18 protein-coding genes and 1 tRNA gene are annotated in these 21,943 nt (G+C 71.3%); 12 read left to right on the top strand and 7 right to left on the bottom strand.

Annotated features, from left to right (window positions below; genetic code table 11):
• Nucleotides 1–36 precede the first annotated feature (36 nt).
• Nucleotides 37–951, top strand: coding sequence for a phosphodiesterase (locus tag AB0P29_RS02455; protein WP_363378179.1), 915 nt, complete (start codon nt 37–39; stop codon nt 949–951).
• Here the strand turns inward: AB0P29_RS02455 and AB0P29_RS02450 are convergent.
• Nucleotides 911–2,479, bottom strand: coding sequence for a stealth conserved region 3 domain-containing protein (locus AB0P29_RS02450; RefSeq protein ID WP_363378177.1), 1,569 nt, complete (start codon nt 2,477–2,479; stop codon nt 911–913). The genes AB0P29_RS02455 and AB0P29_RS02450 overlap by 41 nt on opposite strands.
• A gap of 94 nt (nt 2,480–2,573) precedes the next feature.
• Here AB0P29_RS02450 and mgrA point away from each other — a divergent pair, with 94 nt between their 5' ends.
• From mgrA to AB0P29_RS02430, 4 genes are read left to right on the top strand one after another with little or no spacing between them, the layout of a single operon-like run.
• A complete protein-coding gene (gene mgrA / locus AB0P29_RS02445; RefSeq protein ID WP_363378175.1) occupies nt 2,574–3,647 on the top strand; it encodes an L-glyceraldehyde 3-phosphate reductase in 1,074 nt (357 codons plus the stop codon).
• Complete coding sequence (locus tag AB0P29_RS02440; RefSeq protein WP_363378173.1) at nt 3,644–4,570, top strand: 4-(cytidine 5'-diphospho)-2-C-methyl-D-erythritol kinase; 927 nt, start codon at nt 3,644–3,646, stop codon at nt 4,568–4,570. The genes mgrA and AB0P29_RS02440 overlap by 4 nt, the downstream gene beginning before the upstream one ends.
• A gap of 33 nt (nt 4,571–4,603) precedes the next feature.
• Nucleotides 4,604–5,914, top strand: a complete 1,311-nt coding sequence (locus tag AB0P29_RS02435) for a GNAT family N-acetyltransferase (RefSeq protein ID WP_363378171.1) — start codon at nt 4,604–4,606, stop codon at nt 5,912–5,914.
• A gap of 36 nt (nt 5,915–5,950) precedes the next feature.
• Entirely contained in the window at nt 5,951–7,759 is a 1,809-nt protein-coding gene (locus AB0P29_RS02430; protein WP_363378169.1) for an ABC-F family ATP-binding cassette domain-containing protein, read from the top strand.
• Here AB0P29_RS02430 and AB0P29_RS02425 read toward each other — a convergent pair whose 3' ends face one another.
• Entirely contained in the window at nt 7,760–8,674 is a 915-nt protein-coding gene (locus tag AB0P29_RS02425) for a pseudouridine synthase (protein WP_363378532.1), read from the bottom strand.
• Nucleotides 8,675–8,686: 12 nt separating this feature from the next.
• Nucleotides 8,687–9,184 (bottom strand): MarR family transcriptional regulator, encoded by a 498-nt coding sequence (locus AB0P29_RS02420; RefSeq protein WP_253034031.1) that lies wholly within the window; start codon nt 9,182–9,184, stop codon nt 8,687–8,689.
• A gap of 103 nt (nt 9,185–9,287) precedes the next feature.
• Here AB0P29_RS02420 and AB0P29_RS02415 point away from each other — a divergent pair.
• The 7 genes from AB0P29_RS02415 (at nt 9,288) to AB0P29_RS02385 (ending at nt 17,464) form a co-directional block, all read left to right on the top strand.
• Nucleotides 9,288–9,359, top strand: a tRNA-Gln gene (locus tag AB0P29_RS02415).
• A 1-nt stretch (nt 9,360) separates the two neighbouring features.
• On the top strand, nt 9,361–10,836 hold the full coding sequence (glmU, locus tag AB0P29_RS02410) for a bifunctional UDP-N-acetylglucosamine diphosphorylase/glucosamine-1-phosphate N-acetyltransferase GlmU (protein WP_363378167.1): 1,476 nt from the start codon (nt 9,361–9,363) through the stop codon (nt 10,834–10,836).
• Nucleotides 10,808–11,845, top strand: coding sequence for a ribose-phosphate diphosphokinase (locus AB0P29_RS02405; RefSeq protein ID WP_359917259.1), 1,038 nt, complete (start codon nt 10,808–10,810; stop codon nt 11,843–11,845). The genes glmU and AB0P29_RS02405 overlap by 29 nt, the downstream gene beginning before the upstream one ends.
• Nucleotides 11,846–11,856: 11 nt before the next feature.
• On the top strand, nt 11,857–14,553 hold the full coding sequence (locus tag AB0P29_RS02400; protein WP_363378165.1) for an HAD-IC family P-type ATPase: 2,697 nt from the start codon (nt 11,857–11,859) through the stop codon (nt 14,551–14,553).
• A 72-nt stretch (nt 14,554–14,625) separates the two neighbouring features.
• On the top strand, nt 14,626–15,060 hold the full coding sequence (locus AB0P29_RS02395) for an FMN-binding protein (protein ID WP_359917264.1): 435 nt from the start codon (nt 14,626–14,628) through the stop codon (nt 15,058–15,060).
• Entirely contained in the window at nt 15,057–15,914 is an 858-nt protein-coding gene (locus AB0P29_RS02390) for an FAD:protein FMN transferase (protein ID WP_363378163.1), read from the top strand. The genes AB0P29_RS02395 and AB0P29_RS02390 overlap by 4 nt, the downstream gene beginning before the upstream one ends.
• Nucleotides 15,911–17,464, top strand: a complete 1,554-nt coding sequence (locus AB0P29_RS02385; RefSeq protein WP_363378161.1) for a flavodoxin reductase — start codon at nt 15,911–15,913, stop codon at nt 17,462–17,464. Before AB0P29_RS02390 ends, AB0P29_RS02385 begins: the two co-directional genes overlap by 4 nt.
• Nucleotides 17,465–17,468: 4 nt before the next feature.
• Here AB0P29_RS02385 and AB0P29_RS02380 read toward each other — a convergent pair whose 3' ends face one another.
• Genes AB0P29_RS02380 through gndA form a run of 4 tightly spaced genes read right to left on the bottom strand, consistent with a single transcriptional unit; the run spans nt 17,469 to nt 21,781 of the window.
• The gene (locus AB0P29_RS02380; RefSeq protein ID WP_363378159.1) at nt 17,469–18,941 is read right to left on the bottom strand and encodes an ATP-binding protein; all 1,473 of its coding nucleotides are present in this window, start codon (nt 18,939–18,941) and stop codon (nt 17,469–17,471) included.
• Complete coding sequence (locus AB0P29_RS02375; RefSeq protein ID WP_363378157.1) at nt 18,938–19,663, bottom strand: response regulator transcription factor; 726 nt, start codon at nt 19,661–19,663, stop codon at nt 18,938–18,940. The genes AB0P29_RS02380 and AB0P29_RS02375 overlap by 4 nt, the downstream gene beginning before the upstream one ends.
• Nucleotides 19,664–19,712: 49 nt before the next feature.
• Nucleotides 19,713–20,132: a VanZ family protein gene (locus AB0P29_RS02370; RefSeq protein ID WP_363378530.1), complete on the bottom strand. Its 420-nt coding sequence runs from the start codon at nt 20,130–20,132 to the stop codon at nt 19,713–19,715.
• Between the two features lie 59 nt (nt 20,133–20,191).
• Nucleotides 20,192–21,781, bottom strand: a complete 1,590-nt coding sequence (gene gndA / locus AB0P29_RS02365; RefSeq protein ID WP_363378155.1) for an NADP-dependent phosphogluconate dehydrogenase — start codon at nt 21,779–21,781, stop codon at nt 20,192–20,194.
• Between the last annotated feature and the right edge of the window lie 162 nt (nt 21,782–21,943).

The following is a 21,943-nucleotide window of genomic DNA, read 5'->3' as shown; positions in this document are numbered from 1 at the left end:
GGTACCCGAGCCTCCGCACCGACGGAAGAAGTGACCATGCGCCGCGCCGAGCATCCGGCCGCCGAACGGATCCTGCTCCACCTCAGCGACACGCACCTGCGCGGTCCCGGCCCCCGCCTGTTCGACAGTGTCGACGGCGAGGCCTCGCTCACCGCCGCCCTCCGGGCCATCGAGTCCAGCGGCATCGCCCCCGACGCCGTCGTCTTCACCGGCGACCTCGTCGACCTCGGCGAGGTCGCCGCGTACGACGCGATCCGCGCGCTCGTCGAGCCCTTCGCCGAGCGCTTGGGCGCCCGCCTGCTCTGGGTCATGGGCAACCACGACGACCGGGGCGCGTTCCGTTCCCGACTGCTCGACGACACCCCTGCCGACCCGACGGCGCCTTACGACCGCGTCGACGAGCTCGACGGCCTCCGCATCGTGACGCTCGACACGAGCGTGCCCGGCCACCACCACGGCGAGCTCTCCGCCGCCCAGCTGCGCTGGCTGCGGAACGTCCTCGCCACCCCGGCGCCGCTCGGCACCGTGCTGGCGATGCACCACCCGCCCGTCCCGAGCGTGCTGCCGCTCGCGGCGAGCGTCGAACTGCGCGACCAGCGCCGCCTCGCCGAGGTCGTGCGCGGCACAGACGTGCGCGCGATCATCGCCGGCCACCTGCACTACTCGACGTTCGCGACCTTCGCCGGCATTCCCGTCTCGGTCGCCTCATCGACGTGCTACGCGCAGGACCTCACGGTCCCGGTCGGCGGCACGCGGCCGCAGGACGGCGCCCAGGCGTACAACATGGTGCACGTCTACGACGACACGGTCGTCCACTCGGTGGTCCCGATCGACGTCTCCGCGCCGCTCGAGTACATCGACCCGGACGAGGCTCAGCGTCGTCTGCGGGAAGCCGGCGTCAGCGGGTCGGTCACGCGTGCAGCTCGACCGGGCGTGCCGGCGCTGCACTGACGGCCGGGTCCTCCCACGGCGCACGGATCGGGAAGAGGCGCTCGAGCAGCCCCGTCACGGCCCGCACCCGGACGGGCTCGGGCACCTCGTGGTCGCCGCCGTCGTTGAGGCAGAACATGTCGACGTCGCCGCGCTCGGCGAGCTTCTCCATGCGCCGCAGCGACGCCGCCTGCGTGGTCTGGAAGTACCGCACCCGCGGTGCCGTCGAGGCGATCGCCCGGCCGGTGAACTGCGCGTAGTAGTGGTAAAGGCAGTTGGTCACCGAGACGTCGGTCGCGGAACGGAAGCGGGATGCCGCCGTCCGCCGGATCTCCTCGGGGAACTCCCGCTCGAGCTCGAACATCACAGAGCGGCGCAGGGGCGCGGCGCAGTGCTCGAGGTCGCGGACGATCGTGCGGCCGAAGCGCTCCTGCAGCAGTTCGCGGTTCAGGCGCAGCGCGTTGTCGTGCCCGCTGCGGGCGACGCGGCGCGGGCCCGTGCCGATGCGGACGTCGCACTCGACGAACGACGAGACGCCGGCGGGGGAGAAGAAGAGTTCCGGCGAGAGCGGCCGCCCGAAGAACATGTCGTCGTTGGAGTAGAGGAAGTGCTCCGACAGGCCCTCGATGCGATGCAGCTGCGCCTCAACGGCGTGCGAGTTGTGCGTCGGGAGCACGGCGGGGTCCTCGAAGAACTCCTCGCTGCGGACGATCGTCACCTGGGGGTGGTCGAGCAGCCACGCCGGGGCGGGGGAGTCGGTCGCGATGAAGATGCGACGCACCCACGGCGCGTACATGTGGACGCTGCGCAGTGCGTAGCGCAGCTCGTCGACGTGGCGGTAGCGGGCGGGACCGTCGTCGCCGTCGCCGACGACGTACTCCGAGAGCTGCGCGGCGCGCTGACGCTGGAACTCCGACGACGACCCGTCGACCCAGGAGAACACCATGTCGATCTCATGCGTGACGTCGCCCGGGTGCGGGTCGAACATCCCGTCCAGGGTCTGCCACGTGCGCCCGTAGCGCTCCACCGTGGCCGGTTCGACGTCCTCGGCGGCGAACACGCGACGCGTGAGGTCGTTCGCGTGGGGCGCTTCGACGAGCTCCTCGCCGAAGCGCCAGAACTCGACGCGCACGCCGTAGCCGGCGCCGTAGCGCAGCTCGCCGGCGACGCGCGGTCGGAACACCCGCACCGAGGCGGGACCCGAGGCGGGTAGGCGCAGCTCGCCGAACGGCACCGGCGTGCCGCCCTTCGCCTTCGCGTAGAGCGGCTCGGTGACGGCACGGTCCGAGAGTGCGGCGAGGGCGCGAGCCCGGTGGGCGAGGTCGACGACGAGCCCGGGTACCGAGCCCGAGTGACGGATGAGAAAGTGGGGGATGCCGGCATCCGTGAGCGTGTCGGCGATCAGCAGCAGGTCGGCGATGCGGGCCTGCTCGGGAGTGGTGTCGTCATGGCGCAGGTGCAGCATGCCTCCGATGAGGACGATGTCCTCGCGCTCGAGGAGAGCGGTCCAGGAACCACCCTCGGACGGCAGTGCAGTCAGTCGCGCCATATGTTCTCCCTTGATGTGTCTGTCCAGTCGGGCAAGACTAGGTCTCCGTCGTTTCGCCGACGTTTCGGGTGCCTCCGGTCGATAGCCTGGGGGGATGACCGACTACGCGGACCGCTTTCCCCCGTCGCGCAACGGCGACACCCACCGCCCCTATCAGGCGGCGTCCTCCCGCTACGATGCGGGGGCTTTCCGCCAGGTCGGCTCGAGCGGGCTGTATCTGCCGGCGATCTCGCTGGGACTCTGGTGGAACTTCGGGGACAACATCCCCTTCGACAACCAGCGTACTCTGCTTCGCCACGCCTTCGATCGGGGCGTCACGCACTTCGACCTTGCGAACAACTACGGCCCGCCGTTCGGGTCGGCCGAGACCAACTTCGGCCGCATGATGCGGGAGGACTTCGCGCCGTACCGTGACGAGATCCTCATCTCGTCGAAGGCCGGATACGACATGTGGCCGGGCCCCTATGGCAACAACGGCTCGCGGAAGTACCTCATCGCGAGCGCCGAGCAGTCGCTGAAGCGGATGAGCGTCGACTACGTCGACATCTTCTACTCGCACCGCGCCGACCCGGTGACCCCCATCGAGGAGACGATCGGTGCCCTCGACACCCTCGTCCGGCAGGGCAAGGCGCTCTACGTCGGGATCTCGTCGTACAGCGCCGAGCGCACCGAGCAGGCGGTGGCCGTCGCGAAGGACCTCGGGACGCCGCTGGTGATCCACCAGCCCTCCTACTCGATCCTGAACCGTTGGGTCGAGGACGGTCTGACCGACTCGCTGCGCGCCGCCGGCATGGGCGCGATCGCGTTCACGCCGCTCGCGCAGGGCCTGCTGACCGACAAGTACCTCGGCGACGGCACGGCCGATCGGGCGCAGAGCCGGTTCTCGCTGCCCGACGGACAGCTCAACCAGAAGGCGCTCGACACCCTGCGCGGGCTCAACGACATCGCTCAGCAGCGCGGCCAGACGCTCGCGCAGATGGCGATCCAGTGGATCCTCCGCGACGATGTCGTGACGTCGGCGCTCATCGGAGCCTCGCGGCCCGAGCAGCTGGATCAGAACCTCGCCGCGACCGAGGGCGCCCCGTTCGACGACGACGAGCTCGCTCGTATCGACGCGCTCTCGGGTGCGATCGACGTCGACCTGTGGGCCGACTCGGCGAACGCGTGAGCCTGAGCATCGACCCGGCCCGGCGCGTGCACGTGCGCGCGCCGGGCAAGCTCAACCTCTTCTTCGACGTGGGAGCCGTCGGCGACGACGGCTACCACGAGGTCGCATCGGTCTACCAGGCGGTGTCGCTGTTCGAGGACCTCTGGGCCTCGCATGACGACGGCTTCCACCTCACCGTGACCGGCGACGTCGACGTGTCGGGCGTCCCGCTCGACGAGCGCAACCTCGCGCTCCGCGCGGCGCGCGCCGTGACCGAGGCGGTCGGCTGGGAGGGCGGCATCCGTCTGCAGATCCACAAGGGCGTCCCGGTGGCGGGCGGCATGGGCGGAGGGTCGGCGGATGCCGCCGCCGCCCTCGTCGCCGTCAACGAGCTGATCGACGCCGGCCTGTCGACCGCCGAGCTCCACGCGCTCGGCGCGCGACTCGGCGCGGACGTGCCTTTCGCGCTGCTGGGCGGCACCGCCGTCGGTACCGGGCGCGGCGACGAGCTCGCCCCGGCGCTCGGCCGCGGCCGCTTCGCGTGGGTGCTCGTCACCGACGGCGACGGGCTCTCGACCCCCGAGGTCTACGGCACCCTCGACCGGCTGCGCGAGACGGCCGACATCCGCCCCGGGCGCCTCATGCCGGAGGTCGATCCCGCGGTGCTGCGCGCCCTGCGGTCGGGGGATGCTGCGGCCCTGGCCGCCGCGATCCGCAACGACCTCCAGCTGGCCGCCGTCCACCTGCGTCCGGCTCTCGCCGACGTGCTCGACGCGGGCCTGGCCGCCGGGGCCCTGGGCGGACTCGTGTCGGGATCGGGCCCGACGGTCGCGTTCCTCGCGTCCGACGACGCGCACGCGGACGGGATCGCGGCCCGTCTGGCCGAGCAGGGGCACACCTCCCACGCGGTCACGGGACCGGTCGCCGGCACGCGGATCCTCTGACGCGCGTCGGCGGCTCCCCGTAGCCTGGGACGCATGACCTCCCTCGGCGACGCCTTCCACTCCGCTCCGCTCGACGAGACCCTCCGCGCGGCGATCGAGGCCGACGGCCTTCGCATCGACCGCGTCGGCGACGACGACCGAGCCGCGTCGGACCGGTGGACGGATGCCGTGGCCCGCGGCTTCCTCGACGGCGAACGCAACGACCTGCAGCGCGGCGAGGCCTTCGCGCGCAGCCGCTACCGTCGCAAGATCGGTGTGTACGACCCCGCCGCCGTCCAGCCCGACGAGCCGGTCACGACGTTCGCGTCGTGGATCGCCGAGCTCACCGTGCCCGGCGGTGCCGCCATCCCGATGTGCGCGGTTAGCGCCGTCACCGTCGCGCCCACGCACCGCCGCCGGCGTCTGCTCTCGCGGGTCATGGCGGGGGAGCTGCGCACCGCCGTGGTGCAGGGCGCGCCGATCGCGGGCCTGACGGTGAGCGAGTCCGGCATCTACGGCCGGTTCGGCTTCGCCCCCGCCGCGGCGGCGACCTCGTGGGAGATCCGGACGCGCCGCGCCGGGTGGATCGGGCCTGTCGCACCGGGCCGGCTCGACTACGTCACGCGCGAGCAGGCGAGGGATGCCGCCGCCGCGCTGCACGAGCGCACGCGGCTCGCCTCGCCCGGCGAGATCGCGATGCCGGGCGGGCACTGGGACCGCACGTACGGTACGCGGCCCGACGCCGAGAAGGCGGAGCGACTCCGCGCCGTGCAGTACCGCTCGCCGGAGGGCGAGGTCGAGGGTGTCGCGCTGTACTCGGTCAGCGAGAACGACGACGACTGGTCCGCCTCGAATGCCACGGTGCACCAGCTCCTGGCGGTGACCGATGCCGCCTACGCCGGGCTCTGGCGCTTCCTCCTCTCGCTCGATCTCATCGGCACCGTCCGGGCGAGCGAGCTCTCGCTCGACGAGCCGCTCTGGTGGATGATCGCCGACCAGCGCGCCGCCCGCATCACGATCGCGGACCACCACTACCTGCGCATCCTCGACGTCCCGACGGTGCTCGCGGCCCGCGGGTACGACGTCGACGACGTGGTGGCGCTCGAGGTCACCGATCCGCTCGGAATCGCCGACGGCACGTTCGTCCTGTCGGCGGGGGCGGAGCCGGGCGTCGACGTGGTCGACGAGGCGCCCCTCGGCATCCCGCGGGCGACTCTGGGGGTCGCAGAGCTGTCGGCGATCCTGCTCGGCGGCGTCTCGCCCGTGACGCTCGCGCGCGCGGGACGCATCGAGACGGACGATCCGCACCGCCTCGCCCGCGTGTTCGCCTCGACCACCACGCCGCGACTGAGCTTCTGGTACTGAGCAAGCACCCACCGCGCGCCGCGTAGCCTGGAGGCGATGGCACATCTTCTCGGGGCCGAGGCCCTGCACCTGGAGTACCCGACCAAGGTCGTCTTCGACGGCGTCTCGCTCGGTGTCGATGAGGGCGACCGCATCGGCATCGTCGGCCGCAACGGCGACGGCAAATCGAGTCTCATGGCGATGCTGGCGGGGCGGCGCGAGCCGGACTCCGGCCGCGTGACGGTGCGCGGCGGGGTGACGATCGGTGTGCTCGAGCAGAGCGACGTGCTGCCCGACGACCTCACCGTGGGTCGCGCGGTGGTCGGCGACGGACCCGAGCACGAGTGGGCCGGCGACCCGCGCGTGCGCGACGTCATCGCGGGTCTCCTCTCGGACCTCGACTGGGATGCCGTCATCGGCACGCTCTCGGGCGGTCAGCGCCGTCGTGTCGCCCTCGCGCGGTTGCTCACCGGTGACTGGGACGTCCTGGCGCTCGACGAACCCACGAACCATCTCGACGTCGAGGGCATCGCCTGGCTCGCCGAGCACCTGAAGCGACGGTGGTCGGCGGCCTCGGGGGCGCTCATGGTCGTCACCCACGACCGGTGGTTCCTCGACGAGGTCTGCACGAAGACGTGGGAGGTGCACGACCGCATCGTCGAGCCCTTCGACGGCGGCTACGCGGCCTACATCCTGCAGCGCGTCGAGCGCGACCGGCAGGCCGCCTCGATCGAGGCGCGCCGGCAGAACCTCGCCCGCAAGGAGCTCGCCTGGCTGCGCCGGGGTGCCCCCGCGCGCACGAGCAAACCGAAGTTCCGCATCGACGCCGCCAACGAGCTCATCGCCGACGTCCCCGAGATCCGCGATCGTGTCTCGCTGCAATCGCTGGCCGTCGCACGGCTCGGCAAGGACGTCGTGGACCTGCTCGACGCGGGGGTCAGCTACGACGGCCGCGAGATCCTGCGCGACGTCGAGTGGCGCATCGCGCCGGGGGAGCGCACCGGCATCCTGGGTGTCAACGGCGCCGGCAAGTCGACGCTCCTGGGGCTCGTCTCCGGTGCCGTCCAGCCGACCGCCGGACGCGTCACGCACGGCAAGACGGTCAAGGTCGCCACCCTCACGCAGCGGATGGACGAGCTCGACCCGCATCTCGACGAGCCCGTCCGCGTCGTCGTCTCGCGCCTGCGGACGACGTACACGTTCGGGGCCGGGTCGAAGGCGCAGGAGCTCACGCCGGGTCAGCTGCTCGAGCGCATGGGCTTCTCGTCGGCTCAGCTCTCCACGCCGGTCAGAGATCTCTCCGGCGGGCAGAAGCGCCGACTCCAGCTCCTCCTGATCCTCCTCGACCAGCCGAACGTCCTCATTCTCGACGAGCCGACGAACGACCTCGACACCGACATGCTCGCCGCCATCGAAGACCTCCTCGACTCGTGGGCCGGCACCCTCATCGTCGTCTCGCACGACCGCTACTTCATGGAGCGCGTCACCGATCAGCAGTACGCCGTCATGGGCGGCACACTCCGGCACCTGCCCGGCGGCATCGAGGAGTACCTGCGCCTGCGCGCCGCCCAGCCGCAGGCGACGGGCGCGGCGCCCACCGCGGGACGTCAGGCGGATGCCGCGGCACCACCGGCATCCGCTCTCAGCGGAGCCGAGCGACGCGCGGCCGAGAAGGAGGCCGCGAGCCTCGAGCGACGTATCGCGAAGCTGAGCGACCAGATCGCGGCGGTGCGCACGGCGCTGGCCGATCACGACCAGGCCGACTACGTCGGGCTCGGCGAGAAGATGCAGCGCATCACCGCCATGGAGGCCGAGGTCGCCGAGGCCGAGGAGCGCTGGTTCGAGCTGAGCGAGCAGCTCGGCTGATCAGGCGGGCGGCGCCTCGCGCAGGCGGAGCCCGGTCGTGAACTCGCGCGGACGGCCCGACAGTGGGTCGACGAAGCGCAGTTCGCGTGCCAGCAGCTGCAGCGGGCGGTCGGGGTCGTCGGGTGCCTCGTCGAGCAGGTCGGGGTAGAACCGGTCGCCGAGGATGCCGAGACCGATCCCGGCGAGGTGCGACCGGAGCTGATGCATGCGCCCGGTCCGGGGATGCAGCCGCAGGTGCGCCCGGTCGGCAGTGACCCGGATCGCCTCGACGCGCGTCTCGGCGTTCGGCTCACGGTCCTCGCGCACGATCGCCCGCAGGCTCCCGCGGGAGCTCGTGAGGTGCGAACGGATGACGAGGGGGAGCTCCGGCATCCCGCCGGCGGGGACGGCGGTGACGGCCTCGTAGACCTTGTCGACGGCCCGGTCGGCGAACAGGGTCTGGTAAGCGCCGCGGGTCGCGGGGCGCACGGAGAACATGACGAGACCGGCGGTGGCACGGTCGAGGCGGTGGATCGGCGTCAGATCCGGGTTATCGAACCGCTGTCGCAGTCGGACGAGCGCCGAATTGCGCAGGAAGCCGCCGCCGGGCGTCGTCGGGAGGAAGTGCGGCTTGTCCACGACGAGCAGATCGTCGTCGAGGTGGCGCACCGTCACCTCGTACGGGATGTCGGGCTCGTCGGGCGGCTCCCGGTAATACCAGATGAAGTCCTCCGCACCGAGCGGGGTCTCCCGCGTGAGCCGCGTGCCGTCGAAGGCGACCACCTCGCCCCGGTCGAAGCGGCTGAGGAGGATCTCGGCGTCGATGTGCGCGAACCGGCCCGTCACGTAGTCCGCGATGGTCGCCCAGGGCCCGGTCTGCGGCACGCGCAGACGCGTGGGACCGACCCCGTCACGGACAGGAAGGGGTGCGCGCATCGCCATCGCGGATCAGACGTCGAATCCGAGGCTCAGCTTGCGCAGGAGCGCGGCGAGCCGGTCCCGGTCGGCGCGCGAGAGCTGGCCGAGGAGTTCGGCCTCGGCGTCGACGAGGCGGGTGATCGCGGCATCCACCCGATTGCGGCCCTCCTCGGTGAGGGTGACCAGCACGCCGCGGCCGTCACCGGGGTCGGCCGCGCGCACGACGAGGCGGCGGTCGACGAGCCGGTCGATACGGTTGGTCATCGTGCCGCTCGAGACGAGCGTCTGCTGCAGCAACTGCTTGGGGCTGAGGGTGTACGGCTCGCCCGCGCGGCGGAGAGCCGACAGCACGTCCCACTCCCACGGCTCCAGGTCGCTGCGGTGGAAGGCCTCGCGACGGGCGCGGTCGAGGTGGCGCGACAGCCGGTCCACCCGCGAGAGCACCTCGAGCGGCGAGAAGTCCAGATCGGGTCGCTGCGCTATCCAGGCGCTCACGATCCGGTCGACCTCGTCGTGTTCGGGAGCCATCCCCTCATCATCGCAGAGCGGCTGCGGCGCCCGTGTCCGAGGCGGCCGCCCGCACTCGCATGGCAGACTTGTCGGGCGGCCCCCGGACCCCGGAGCGCCGCGGTCCGCCGTGGTGTAATGGCAGCACGACAGCCTTTGGAGCTGTGAGGTCTAGGTTCGAGTCCTGGCGGCGGAGCATGACCGAGAACTCGTTGGACTCCGGCCTCGCCGTCGTCATCCTCGCCGCCGGAGCCGGGACGCGCATGAAGTCCGCCCTCCCCAAAGTCCTCCACCGCATCGGCGGCCGCCCGCTCGTCGGCCACGTCCTCGACACCGCCCGCGACCTCGCTCCGGCTCACGTCGTCGTCGTGGTCCGCCACGAACGCGACCAGGTCGCGGACGCCGTCCTCGGAGTCGCCCCGGAGGTCGTGGTGGTCGACCAGGACGAGATCCCCGGCACCGGGCGCGCCGTCGAGGTCGCCCTCGACGCCCTCCCTGGCTTCGCCGGCGACGTCCTCGTACTGAGCGCCGACGTGCCGCTGCTGGATGCCGACACCCTCGGCGCCCTCGTGCGCGAGCACCGCGCCGCCCGCGCCGCCGCGACCCTGCTGAGCGCCCAGATCGACGACCCTCAGGGGTACGGCCGGGTCATCCGAAGCGCCGACGGCACCGTGTCGCGGATCGTCGAGCAGAAGGACGCCGACGACGCTGAGGCGGCCGTCCGCGAGATCAACTCCGGCGTGTATGTCTTCCGGGCCGCGGAGCTGCGCACCCAGCTGGCCCGCGTCGGCACCGACAACGCGCAGTCCGAGAAGTACCTCACCGACGTCGTCGGGCTGCTCCGCGCAGAGCGGCTGCAGGTCGCGGCATCCGTCGTCTCCGATGTCGCCCTCGTGCAGGGGGTCAACGACCGCGTGCAGCTGTCCGAGGCCGCACGCGCGCTGAACGCCCGCACCGTGCGCCGCTGGCAGCTCGAGGGCGTCACCGTCCTCGACCCCGCGACCACCTGGATCGATGTCACGGCGACCCTCGCGCCCGATGTGACCGTCCTCCCGAACACGCACATCCTGCGATCCACCGCGGTCTCGGAGGGCGCCACGATCGGGCCCGACACGAGCCTCGTCGACTGCGAGGTCGGCGCCGGCGCGACCGTGACCCGCACGGATGCCACACTCGCCGTCATCGGCGCGGACGCCACGGTCGGCCCGTTCGCCTACCTCCGCCCCGGCACCGAGCTGGGTGTGAAGGGCAAGATCGGCACCTTCGTCGAGACGAAGAACTCGACGATCGGCGCGGGCAGCAAGGTGCCTCACCTCTCGTACATCGGCGACACCACGATCGGCCGGAACGTGAACCTCGGTGCCGGCGCGATCACCGCGAACTACGACGACATCACCAAGCACCGCACCGAGATCGGCGACGAGGTGCACTCCGGCTCGCACAACGTCTTCGTCGCGCCGGTTAGGATCGGAGATGGCGCCAAGACAGGTGCCGGAGCGGTGATCCGCAAGGATGTGCCCGCCGGCGCTCTCGCCCTGAACGTCACCCCCCAGCGCAACATCGAGGGCTGGGTCGAGACCAACCGACCGGGAACCGGAGCTGCGGAAGCCGCCGCCCGGGCCCGGTCCGCACAGAAGGCGGACGATGGGTCGCAAGAAGCAGCAGACGGTTGACCTGGACGCCGAGCGCGGCATCGCGCCCGGCCTGGTCGCGAAGACCAAGAAGCGTCTCGTCGTCGCGTCGGGTCGTTCGCACGAGGATCTCTCTGCCGAGGTGGCCGGGGCGCTCGGCACGCAGCTCGTCCCCACCGAGCACCGCACCTTCGCCTCCGGCGAGATCCTGACCCGCTTCGAGGTCTCGATCCGCGGATGCGACTTCTTCCTCGTGCAGTCGTTCGGCCCGCCGGTGAACGAGTGGCTCATGGAGACCCTCATCATGCTGGATGCCGCCAAGCGCGCATCCGCGAAGAGGATCACCGTGGTCGCGCCGTACTTCCCGTACTCGCGGCAGGACAAGAAGGGCCGCGGCCGCGAGCCGATCAGCGCCCGCCTCGTCGCCGACCTGTTCAAGACCGCCGGCGCAGACCGCGTGATGAGCGTCGACCTGCACGCGGCGCAGATCCAGGGCTTCTTCGACGGCCCCGTCGACCACCTGTTCGCCAAGCCGGTCCTGCTCGAGCACTTCGAGAACACCCTGTCGCCCGAGGACCGCGCGAAGCTCACGGTCGTGTCCCCCGATACCGGCCGCGTCCGCGTTGCCGACACCTGGTCGGACAGCCTTGGCGCCCCGCTCGCGATCATCCACAAGCGGCGCGACCCGAACGTGGCGAACCAGGTGACCGTCAACGAGATCGTCGGCCAGGTTGAGGGGCGCGTGTGCCTCCTCGTCGACGACATGATCGACACCGGCGGCACGATCGTGAAGGCCGCCCAGGCGCTGAAGGCCAGCGGGGCCGAGCGCGTGATCGTCGCCGCCACGCACGCGATTTTCAGTGACCCGGCCGCCGAGCGGCTGCAGGACGCGTCCATCGACGAGGTCGTCGTCACCGACACGGTGCCGCTGCCTCCCGAGAAGCGCTTCCCCGGGCTCACGATCCTCCCCATCGCCCCGCTCCTCGCGCGGGCGATCAAGGAGGTCTTCGAGGACGGCTCGGTGACCAGCATGTTCGACGGCGCCTCCTGATCGGACATTCGATGGCCTTGTCGCACTCCGACTCCGGCGCGGGCATCGGCGCCCCGTTCTCCCTCCCGATCGACGACGTCGAAGCGCTGCTGCGCACGGACGCCGGCGGACTGACCTCCGACGACGCCGCCGCCCGGCTCGGCGAGCACGGGCGCAACGAGCTTCCCGAAGCTGCGCGGACGCCCGCCTGGCGCCGTTTCCTGTCGCACTTCAACGACATCCTGATCTACATCCTGCTGGCCTCGGCCGCCATCAAGGCGGTCATGGGGGATTGGCTTGAGTTCTGGGTGATCGTCGCCGTCGCCGTCATCAACGCGGTGATCGGCTTCGTGCAGGAGGGACGTGCAGAGAAGGCCCTCGCCGGTATCCGCGGGATGCTGTCGCGCGAGGCGACGGTCCGCCGCGACGGCGCCTGGATCACGATCCCCGCCGCCGAGCTGGTCCCCGGCGACAGTGTCCGCCTCGCGCCCGGCGACCGGGTGCCGGCCGACCTGCGCTTGACTCAGGCGGTGCAGCTGCGCATCGACGAGGCCGCCCTCACGGGGGAGTCGGTGCCCTCGTCGAAGCAGACCGAACCCGTCGAGGCGCACGTCGGCATCGGCGATCGCCGGTCGATGGCCTATTCGGGCACCATCGTCTCGGCCGGCCAAGGGCGCGGCATCGTCACCGACACGGGAGGTGCGACCGAAATCGGCCGCATCCAGGAGTTGGTGCAAGATGCCGGGTCGCTGCAGACCCCACTGTCGATGCAGCTCGGCAAATTCGGCAAGGTGCTGACCCTGGTCATCCTCGGGATGGCCGCGGTCATGCTGCTGATCGGCCGCTACGTGCACGATCTGCCGTTCGACGACCTCATCTCCGCGGCCATCGGGTTCGCCGTCGCGGCCATTCCCGAGGGGCTCCCGGCCCTCGTCACGATCACTCTCGCCATCGGCGTGCAGCAGATGGCGCGTCGCCACGCGATCACCCGGAAGCTCCCCGCCGTCGAGACGCTGGGCTCGGTGTCCACGATCTGCTCCGACAAGACCGGCACCTTGACGAAGAACGAGATGACCGTGCGCACGCTCGTCACCCCGATCGGGCATTACGAGGCGACCGGGCTCGGCTACGACCCCGACGGGCGCATCGTCGACGCCGACGGCGACGAGGCCTCCAGCAGCGACCTCGCCGCCCTGCTCGCCGTGGCGACGCTCTGCAACGACGCGCACCTCGTCAAGGACGGCGACCGCTGGAGCCTTGTCGGCGAGCCGACGGAGGGCGCCCTGAAGGTCGTCGCGATGAAGGGCGGCGCGTCGAGTGCCGGCACCACCCGCCGCGATGTCGTGCCGTTCGACTCCGCGCACAAGTTCATGGCGACGCTCAACGAGTCCGATGACGGTGCCCGCGCGATCCTCGTGAAGGGTGCCCCCGACCGTCTCCTCGCACGCGCGCTCACGCAGCGTGGCGCCGACGGCTCCGAGCCGCTCGACCGCGTCCGCTGGGAGAGTGAGGTCGACGCGCTCAGCGCGCAGGGTCTCCGCGTGCTCGCCGCGGCCCGCAAGGCCACGCGTGCCGCGCACGTCGAGGCCGGCGACCTCGTCGACCTCGAGTTCCTCGGGCTGTGGGGCATCGTCGATCCGCCCCGCCCCGAGGCGATCGACGCCATCGCGGACTGTCACGCCGCCGGCATCCGGGTGAAGATGATCACCGGCGATCACGCCGGCACCGCCGTCGCGATCGGCCGCGAGATGGGGCTCGTCAGCGACGAGCGCTCCCGCGTGCTCACCGGTCCCGAGCTGGAGGAGCTCAGCCAGGCGCAGCTCGCCGAGGTCGTCCGCGACGTCGACGTGTACGCCCGAACGAGCCCCGAGCACAAGATCCGCATCGTCCGCGCCCTCCAGTCGCACGGCGAGGTCGTCGCGATGACCGGCGACGGTGTCAACGACGCGCCCGCGCTCACCCGCGCCGACGTCGGGATCGCGATGGGCATCAAGGGCACCGAGGCGACGAAGGAAGCCGCGGAGATCGTCCTCGCCGACGACAACTTCGCCACGATCCGCAGCGCCGTGCGCGAGGGTCGCCGGATCTACGACAACCTCCGCAAGTCGGTCGTCTTCCTGCTGCCCACCAACGGCGCTCAGTCGCTCGTCGTGCTCGCGGCCGTGCTGTTCGGCTTCACGCTGCCGCTGTCGCCGGTCCAGGTGCTCTGGGTGAACATGGTCACCGGCGTCACCCTCTCGCTCGCCCTCGCCTACGAGCCGGCCGAGCGCGGCATCATGACGCGCCCGCCGCGCCCCTCGGGCGGGTCGATCATCTCCCGACGCGAACTCGGGTTCGTCCTCGCCGTCTCGCTCGTCATCGGCGGGGTGACCCTCGCCGTGTTCGGCTGGGCGCTGGCTGCCGGGGCCGAGCTGCCGGTCGCGCGCACGATGGCGGTCACGGTGCTCGCGTTCGGGCAGCTCGGGTTCCTCCTGAACTGCCGGTTCCTCTCCCGGTCGAGCCTCACGCCGGCCGTTCTCCGCGGCAACCCGGTGGTCGGTTGGTCGGCGGCGGCGCTGCTCGTGCTCCAGCTCGCCTACACCTACCTGCCGCTGCTGAACGGACTGTTCGACTCGCGCCCGCTCAGCCTGCTGCAGGTGGGTGTCGCATTGGGGGCGGGTGTCGTCGTGTTCCTGGTCGTCGAGCTGCTGAAGCTCGGTGTCCGCCGCCCCGTCGCGGCTGCCGCATAGACGGCGCAGAGCCTGCGCTCGGCCGTGACCGTTAGCGTGAGTGCGTTCGCCCCCACCTCCGAGGAGCCTTCGATGAGCCGCCCCGCCCTCTCCCGTCCCGTCCGCGTCGGTGCCGCCGCGGCATCCGTCGCCGGTCTCGTCCTCCTCGCCGGGTGCGGCGCTGAGACGGCGAGCCCGGACGCGGCCGCCGAGCCCGTCGCCCCCGGAGCCGACTACGCCGACGGCACCTACACCGCCGACGGCTCGTACCAGACCCCCGAGTCGGTGGAGACGATCAGCGTCACCCTGACCCTCGCGGACGGTGTCGTGACCGAGGTCGAGGTCACCGGAGACCCGCAGGCGCGGGAGAGCCAGCAGTATCAGGGGCTGTTCATCGGCGGCATCGCGGACGAGGTCGTCGGCAGGAGCCTCGACGACATCGAGGTCGACCGTGTCGCCGGCTCCTCTCTCACCAGCGGCGGCTTCAACGCCGCCGTTCAGGAGATCCGCACCGAAGCCGCGGGATGAGCGGCGCCCGCTGGCGGTTCGACGCCATCGGGACCCGGTGGACGATCGACACCGATGACCCGCTCGCCGTCGACACCCGGGCGGCCGTGACCGGGATCATCGGAACGTTCGACCGGGAGTGGTCGCGGTTCCGGTCGGATTCGACGGTGACCGCGCTCGCCTGCGGCGAGACGACGACGGCGCCTGCCGACACCGCCATGATGCTCGACGCGTACGCGGAGCTCGATGCGGCCACCGGCGGCGCGGTGAACCCGCTCGTCGGTGACGCTCTCGCCCGGCGCGGCTATGACGCCACGATCTCCCTCGTCGACTCTGGCGCGGCCCCGGCTCCCACAGACTGGCGGGGGATCGTCCGGCACGAGGCCGGCACCCTCCGCATCACCCCGCCGGCGATGCTCGACGTCGGCGCGCTCGGCAAGGGGCGCCTCGTCGATCTGGTGCACGGCGCACTCCTCACGCGGGTGAGCGGGGGCATCGTCATCGACGCCGGCGGCGACCTCGCCGTCTCCGGTCTCACGCAGCGGGTCGCCCTCGAGCACCCCTACGATACCACCCGAGCCATCGGGGTGTGGTCGGTGACGGATGCCGCGCTGTGCGCGTCCGCAGTCAATCGACGTGCCTGGGGCGCCGGCCTCCACCACGTGCTCGACGCCCGCACCGGCGCACCGGTGCGGCGGTATGCGGCGACGTGGGCGGTCGCCGCCGACGCGATGACAGCCGACGCCGTCGCCACCGCGCTGTTCTTCGACGGCGGTCCGGCCCTGGCGGCTGACTGGGGCGCAGAATGGGTGCGGATGCGCACCGACGGCGCCATCGAGTGGTCCCCGAGAAGCGAAGCGGAGTTGTTCCTGTGATCTCCACCCTGACCGGCCTCTGGAACCGGGTGTTCGGCCTGCTCGGACGCGCGTCGATGTACCGGCTCGTGCTGTTCGCGCTCTCCGCCCTCGCGGTCATCGCGCTCGGGATCTCCTTCACCGGGCAGCTCGCCGCCGGTCCGCTGCAGATCGTCGTCTCCGCCGGGGTCGTGGTCGCTGCGATCGCCGCCGTCGACGCGGTGGCGCAGCGGATCCTCCGCCGCCCGTGGCGCATCGAGTCGGCCCTCATCACCGGCCTCATCCTGCTCTTCGTGCTGCGGCCCACGCTTGACCCGTGGGGGCTCATCGGCATCGCGATCGCGGGGGCCGTGGCATCCGCGTCGAAATACGTGCTCGCCTGGCAGGGCCGCCACATCTTCAACCCCGCCGCGGTGGGGGCGACGGTGCTGACGGCGCTCAGCATCGCGTTCCCCGACCTCGGCTCGTCGTGGTGGTGGGTGGGGTCGCCGCTGCTGGTCGCCCCCGTCGTCCTGCTGGGGCTGGTCGTGCTGCTGCGCACCGAGAAGGTGCGGGTCGTCGCGCTGTTCCTCCTCGTCGCGGTGCTGGTCGGTCTTCTCCGGACGTTCGTGCAGACGCAGGCGGCGGGGCTGCCGCTCGATCTCGGACTGACCCTGACGCAGCTCGTCCTGCAGTCGCCCTTCCTCTTCCTCGGGGCGTTCATGCTGTCCGAGCCGCTCACCCTGCCGCCCCGGCGCCGCCAGCAGGCCGTCGTCGCGGTCGTCGTCGGCGTGCTCGCGGGGTGGCCCATCGCGCTCGGCGAGATCACGCTCGGTCAGGAACGCGCCCTGCTCATCGGCAACCTGGTCGCCTTCTTCTTCGCGATGCGCACCGCCGTCCGGCTCACCATCGTCGAGCGGTTGAGCCTCACCCCCACCGTCCGCGAGCTCAGCTTCCGCGCCGAACGCCCCGTGCGATTCGCGCCCGGACAGTACCTCGAGCTCGAGGTGCCGCACCCGCATCCCGACGCGCGCGGCACGCGACGGGAGTTCAGCATCCTGTCCTCGCCGGAGGAGCTACCGATCGTGAAGATCGCGATGCGCGAGGGGTCCCAGTCGAGCTACAAGAAGGCGCTCGCCCACGTGCAGCCGGGCGATGAGCTCGCGATCACCGGCATCTGGGGCGACTTCGTGCTGCCGCGGAAGACCTCGACCCCGATCCTCATGGTCGCCGCCGGCATCGGGGTGACCCCGTTCGTCTCACAGCTGCGGCACCTCCGGCTCGCGCAGGAGCAGCGTGATGTCGTCTTCGTCTACGTCGCGTCGGGGGAGGACGAGCTGGCCTTCCGCGAGGATCTCGTGGCATCCGGTGTGCCCGTGATCGTCGTCACCCGCGATCAGCCGGCGCACCTGCCGGACGGATGGCGCTGGGCCGGCGGGACGCGCCTCGACGCGGAAGGGCTGCTGCGCCTCGTCCCCGACATCTCGGCGCGGCACGCGTTCGTGTCGGGACCGCCGGCGCTGATCGCCTCGCTCGCACCCGCGCTGGAGAAGGCGCGCGGGATCACCACCGACGCGTTCACCGGCTACTGACCGATCAGGCCGGGGCGCCGGGGCGGGCCGGCAGCGTCACGGTGAACGTCGTCGAGCCGGGCGCGGAGGCGACCTCGATGGTCCCGCCGTGTCCGTCGACGATCGCCTTCGCGATGGACAGTCCGAGACCGGTTCCGCCGGTCTGCCGCGCCCTCGAGGTGTCGGCGCGGGCGAACCGTTCGAACAGCTCACCGACGACGGCGGGATCGACCCCTGGGCCGTTGTCGTGCACGCGCAGCACCGCCGAGGTGCCGACGAGCTCCACGGTCGTGGTGACGGTCGTCCCGGCGGGGGTGTGCACGCGGGCGTTGGCGAGGAGGTTGGCGGCCACCTGGTGCAGGCGCGCGGTGTCACCGGCGACGATGACCGGCTCATCGGGGACGTCGATCAGCCACCGGTGGTCGGGACCCGCGGCGCGGGCATCGGCGACGGATTCGACGGCGAGACGGGTGAGGTCGACGGCGCCGTAGACGAGCTCCTGGCCTTCATCGAGCCGGGCGAGCAGGAGCAGGTCCTCCACGAGCGCCGACATCCGCAGCGACTGCGCCTGGATGCGCTCCAGTGACTCGCGGGTCGTCTCCGCGACGACGCCGGTCGGGGCGGCGCCTCCGGCCTCCTGCTGACGGATGCCGCGGAGCGACAGCTCCGAATAGCCGCGGATCGAGGCGAGCGGGGTCCGGAGCTCGTGGCTCGCGTCCGCGACGAAGGCGCGCATCCGCTCCTCGTTGCGCTGGCGGGCGGCCAGGGAGGTGTCGACGTGGTCGAGCAGAGTGTTGAGGGCGAGCCCCACCCGGCCGATCTCGGTGTGGTCGTCGGTGTCCTCGTCGGGGACGCGTTCCGAGATGCGCACCGCCCCCTCGGCCATCGGGGTCGCGGCGACCCGTGTGGCGGTATTGGCCACCGAACGGAGCGGCTGGAGCCCGCTGCGGATGATGAGCGCGATGACCGCGGCGAGGACGAGCAGACCTCCCGCCGTCAGAAGGGTCACGGTCGTCACGACGCGCGCCGTGATCGCGCTGACCTCGGAGGTCGGCATCCCGACGATCAGGTAGATGCCGGACGGGTCGTCGGCGATGTGGATCCGGTATTCGCCGATGTCCTCGAAGGTGTGGGTCGCCCACCCGCCGCCATCGAAGCGGAGCTCGCCGATGCCGCCGAGGGGGAGGGTCGTGGCCTCGCCCTCCTCGTCGATGTAGGCGCTGGAGGTGCCGGCGAGGTTGCGGGTGATGACGAGGGTGCCCGGTTCGGCGGGCCCGCGCTCGAGCATCTGCTCGGCGGTCGCGTTGGCGGAGAAGTCCACGCGGTCCTGGGCGCGGAGCACCCGCGAGTCGAGGTTGTCGCTCACGATGCCGCCGAGCAAGGCACCACTGGCCATGCCGGTGCTGATGAGGATGACGGAGACGAAGGAGACCACCGCGGTGATCAGCCGAGCCTGCAGGCTCCACCGGGGGTGCCGGCGTCGGATGGGCACTTTCACTGCGGCGCTTTGATCATGTAGCCCACGCCGCGCACGGTGTGGATGAGCGGCTCCTTGCCCGCGTCGATCTTCTTGCGCAGGTAGGAGATGTAGAGCTCGACGACGCTCGAGCGGCCGCCGAAGTCGTAGTTCCAGACACGGTCGAGGATCTGCGCCTTCGAGAGCACGCGGCGCTGGTTGCGCATGAGGTAGCGCAGCAGTTCGAACTCGGTCGCGGTGAGCTCGATCTCGTCGTCGCCGCGGAAGACCTCGTGCGAGTCCTCGTTGAGCGTGAGGTCGCCGACGCGGAGGATCGGGTCGGCGGCGCCGGCGGATGCCCCGGCACGGCGCATCAGCCCCCGCAGCCGCGCGACGACCTCCTCGAGGCTGAACGGCTTCGTCACGTAGTCGTCACCACCGGCGGTGAGCCCGGCGACACGGTCGCTGACGGAGTCCTTCGCGGTGAGGAAGAGCACCGGCACGTCGTCGCCGCCCTGGCGCAGACGCTGCAGCACCGACATCCCGTCGAGGTCGGGCATCATGATGTCGAGCACCATCGCATCGGGGGCGAACTCCCGCGCGGCGGTCAGGGCGTCGAAGCCGGAACCGGCGGTACGCACCTCCCAGCCCTCCATCCGCAGGGCCATCGAGAGCAGGTCGGTCAACATCTGCTCGTCGTCGACAACGAGGACGCGCAGGGGGGAGCCGTCGGGGCGCTGGAGAACGGGGGCAGGCATGGTCATGACTCCATTCTCATGACCTTCCTATGACCGCGCTATGCCCCGGCTTCGGTCATGCTCGGTATTCCTGCTGCCGACGCGGATGCGGCGGGGACAGCAGGAAGGCGAGCAGCAGCATGAGGCACATCCCGATGACGGCGCCCAGCGTGTTGGCGACCACGTCGCGGACGTCGGCGACGCGGGAGTCGAGCAGGAGCGCCTGCAGGGTCTCGATCGCCGCACTGGCGAGCGCCCCCAGGATGGGCGCCAGCCACCAGCCGCGCACGCCGAACCACAGGACGGCGATCACCCCGAGGGGGACGAACATCGCGACATTTGCGCCGAACTCGACGCGGTCGAACGTGATCCAGGCCGTCGAGGGACGCTCGGCGAACCACTCCAGCAGCCGGTTCAGTCCCGACGCGATGTCGGAACCGTACGGCGCCGCGCGCAGCGTCATCCAGCCGACCAGCCATGCGTAGAGGGCGGTCAGGACGGCGAGGACGATGCGCGCGGCGGCCCGGTGGACACGCAGCGCGGTGTCGCTGCGGCTCAGTGGGTGTCCTCGGCTTCGACTTCGCTGCGGTCGCCGGACCAGAGGGTGTGGAAGGTGCCGTCCTTGTCGATGCGCTTGTAGGTGTGGGCGCCGAAGAAGTCACGCTGTCCCTGGATGAGGGCGGCGGGCAGGCGGTCGGCGCGCAGGCCGTCGTAGTAGGCGAGGGAGGAGCTGAAGGCGGGGGCGGGGATGCCGGCGGATGCCGAGACGCGGACGACCTCGCGCCACGCGTCCTGCGTGCGGCCGAGGGCTTCGACGAAGTACGGCGCGGTGAGGAGGACGGGGAGGTCCGCTTCGGCGTCGTAGGCCTCGGCGATGCGGTTGAGGAACTGGGCGCGGATGATGCAGCCGCCGCGCCAGATCTTGCTGACGGCGCCGAGGTCGATGTTCCAGCCGTACTGGGCGGCGCCGGCGCGGATCTCGTCGAAGCCCTGGCTGTACGCCACGATCTTGGAGGCGTAGAGGGCGAGACGGACCTGCTCGATGAAGGCGTCGGCGTCGTCGACGGTGAAGTCCTCGGGGGAGGGTCCGGGGAGGCCGCCCGCGACATCGCGCTGCTCGCGGTGGCTGGAGAGCGACCGGGCGAAGGTGGCTTCGGCGATGCCGGAGACGGGGACGCCGAGGTCGAGGGCGGTCTGCACGGTCCAGGCTCCGGTGCCCTTGGCGCCGGCCTGGTCGACGATGACGTCGACGAGGGGCTTACCGGTGGCGGCATCCGTCTGGCGGAGCACCTCGGCGGTGATCTCAATCAGGTAGGACTCGAGCTCGCCGGTGTTCCACTCGGCGAAGATGTCCGCGATCTCGGCGGGGGACTTGCCGGTGCCGCGGCGGATGAGGTCGTACGCCTCGGCGATCAGCTGCATGTCGGCGTACTCGATGCCGTTGTGCACCATCTTGACGAAGTGTCCGGCGCCGTCGTGGCCGATGTGGGTGACGCACGGCTCACCCTCGGCGACCGCGGCGATGGACTTCAGGATGGGGCCGAGGGTGACCCACGCCTCGTCGGGACCGCCGGGCATGAGGGACGGACCGTTGAGGGCGCCCTCCTCGCCGCCGGAGACACCCATGCCGACGAAGTTGTAGCCCGCCTCCGAGACCGCCTTCTCGCGGCGGATCGTGTCGGTGAACAGGCTGTTGCCGCCGTCGATGATGATGTCGCCGGGCTCGAAAACACGCATCAGCTCGTCGATGACCGCGTCCGTGGGCTTGCCGGCCTTGACCATGATGATCGCGGTGCGCGGCTTCTGCAGCGACGCGGCGAACTCCTCGTAGGTGAACGCGGGGACGAACTCGGCCTCGGGGTGCGCCTCGAGCAGCTCGTCGGTCTTCGAACGCGACCGGTTGAACACCGCGACCGTGTTTCCCTCACGCGACGCGAGGTTGCGGGCGAGGTTCGAGCCCATCACCGCAAGACCGACGACGCCGATGTTCGCGGGACCCTGTGCGGAGCCGGTCGACGCCGACTCGGGCTGGGTGGGGCGGTCGACCTCTTCGGGCTGCGGTGCCCCCTCGTGCTGCTGCGTCGCCTCGTGCGGAGCCTGATCCTGATCCGTCGAGGGGCCGGTGGGGGAGGGGGTCGACGACATACGGGGCTCCAGGTCTACGTGAGGTGTGAGCGGAATGGGATGGGTGCCGGTGACCGGCGGTCCCCTCCGGTCACTGTATCCGCTGGACCGAGAGGGGCGATCGCGTGTGACGCGGTCAGTCCTTGTAGCTGCGACCCATCGAGAAGAAGGCGCCGACGACGC

This window comes from Microbacterium sp. NPDC080220 (assembly GCF_040686395.1).
GTDB lineage: Bacteria > Actinomycetota > Actinomycetes > Actinomycetales > Microbacteriaceae > Microbacterium > Microbacterium gawkjiense.
The sequence above is the reverse complement of the archived record's forward strand: the minus strand, read 5'-3'. Positions and strand labels throughout refer to the sequence as shown.

Excerpts from the sequence above, each read along its gene's own strand:
- AB0P29_RS02455 (WP_363378179.1), top strand. The coding sequence starts at position 37 with ATGCGCCGCGCCGAGCATCCGGCCGCCGAACGGATCCTGCTCCACCTC.
- AB0P29_RS02450 (WP_363378177.1), bottom strand. The coding sequence starts at position 2,479 with ATGGCGCGACTGACTGCACTGCCGTCCGAGGGTGGTTCCTGGACCGCT.
- mgrA (WP_363378175.1), top strand. The coding sequence starts at position 2,574 with ATGACCGACTACGCGGACCGCTTTCCCCCGTCGCGCAACGGCGACACC.
- AB0P29_RS02435 (WP_363378171.1), top strand. The coding sequence starts at position 4,604 with ATGACCTCCCTCGGCGACGCCTTCCACTCCGCTCCGCTCGACGAGACC.
- AB0P29_RS02430 (WP_363378169.1), top strand. The coding sequence starts at position 5,951 with ATGGCACATCTTCTCGGGGCCGAGGCCCTGCACCTGGAGTACCCGACC.
- AB0P29_RS02425 (WP_363378532.1), bottom strand. The coding sequence starts at position 8,674 with ATGCGCGCACCCCTTCCTGTCCGTGACGGGGTCGGTCCCACGCGTCTG.
- AB0P29_RS02420 (WP_253034031.1), bottom strand. The coding sequence starts at position 9,184 with ATGGCTCCCGAACACGACGAGGTCGACCGGATCGTGAGCGCCTGGATA.
- glmU (WP_363378167.1), top strand. The coding sequence starts at position 9,361 with ATGACCGAGAACTCGTTGGACTCCGGCCTCGCCGTCGTCATCCTCGCC.
- AB0P29_RS02405 (WP_359917259.1), top strand. The coding sequence starts at position 10,808 with ATGGGTCGCAAGAAGCAGCAGACGGTTGACCTGGACGCCGAGCGCGGC.
- AB0P29_RS02400 (WP_363378165.1), top strand. The coding sequence starts at position 11,857 with ATGGCCTTGTCGCACTCCGACTCCGGCGCGGGCATCGGCGCCCCGTTC.
- AB0P29_RS02395 (WP_359917264.1), top strand. The coding sequence starts at position 14,626 with ATGAGCCGCCCCGCCCTCTCCCGTCCCGTCCGCGTCGGTGCCGCCGCG.
- AB0P29_RS02390 (WP_363378163.1), top strand. The coding sequence starts at position 15,057 with ATGAGCGGCGCCCGCTGGCGGTTCGACGCCATCGGGACCCGGTGGACG.
- AB0P29_RS02375 (WP_363378157.1), bottom strand. The coding sequence starts at position 19,663 with ATGACCATGCCTGCCCCCGTTCTCCAGCGCCCCGACGGCTCCCCCCTG.
- gndA (WP_363378155.1), bottom strand. The coding sequence starts at position 21,781 with ATGTCGTCGACCCCCTCCCCCACCGGCCCCTCGACGGATCAGGATCAG.